Source organism: Tritonibacter sp. SIMBA_163, assembly GCF_046535935.1.
Classification (GTDB): Bacteria; Pseudomonadota; Alphaproteobacteria; order Rhodobacterales; family Rhodobacteraceae; genus Epibacterium; species Epibacterium scottomollicae.
This window is the reverse complement of the sequence record NZ_JAWJBP010001407.1, coordinates 1-233: the sequence shown is the minus strand read 5'-3', so window position 1 is coordinate 233 and position 233 is coordinate 1. Positions and strand designations below refer to the sequence as shown.

The following is a 233-nucleotide window of genomic DNA, read 5'->3' as shown; positions in this document are numbered from 1 at the left end:
CGCCGAGGCGGAGGGAGCGATAGGATGATCCTGAATTCATTACCTTTTTAAGTATGTAGGCACATTTTGGCCTGTCTTGTTCGCGATCGCCAACTGCGCTGCGGCCAGACGTGCTACAGGGACACGGAACGGCGAGCAGGAGACGTAATCGAAACCCGCGGCGCGGCAAAACGCAATCGATTCGGGGTTGCCACCATGTTCACCACAGATCGACAGCGTGATGTCACGCTTCG

General features: G+C 56.7%; 1 protein-coding gene. It reads right to left on the bottom strand.

What is annotated here, in order from left to right; all coding sequences use genetic code 11:
• Positions 1 to 39 precede the first annotated feature (39 nt).
• Positions 40 to 233: putative PEP-binding protein (locus tag R0J92_RS26920; protein WP_411053938.1), on the bottom strand; the 194-nt coding region annotated here is incomplete at its 5' end.